Source organism: Halorubrum sp. SS7 (assembly GCF_005435055.1).
Classification (GTDB): domain Archaea; phylum Halobacteriota; class Halobacteria; order Halobacteriales; family Haloferacaceae; genus Halorubrum; species Halorubrum salinarum.
The window spans coordinates 1-236 of record NZ_SGXV01000622.1 but is presented as its reverse complement, the minus strand read 5'-3'; the positions used below and the strand labels follow the sequence as shown (position 1 = coordinate 236).

The window sequence follows — 236 nt, the reverse complement described above, 5'->3', positions numbered from 1 at the left end:
CGCGATCAAACACACCATCCCGCTCGAGTACGGGGACGTGACCGACGTCGCCCCGGACGTGAAGCTCACCTTCCACAACGCGGGCCACATCCTCGGCAGCGCGGTCACCCACTTCCACATCGGCGACGGCCTCTACAACGTCGCGTTCTCGGGCGACATCCACTACGAGGACACCCGGCTGTTCAACGGCGCCGTCAACGACTTCCCGCGCGTCGAGACGCTCGTCTTGGAGTCCA

General features: G+C 65.3%; 1 pseudogene. It reads left to right on the top strand.

Going from position 1 to position 236, the window contains the following annotated elements:
• A pseudogene (locus EXE44_RS19365) lies at window positions 1-236 on the top strand (beta-CASP ribonuclease aCPSF1); the annotation flags it as partial.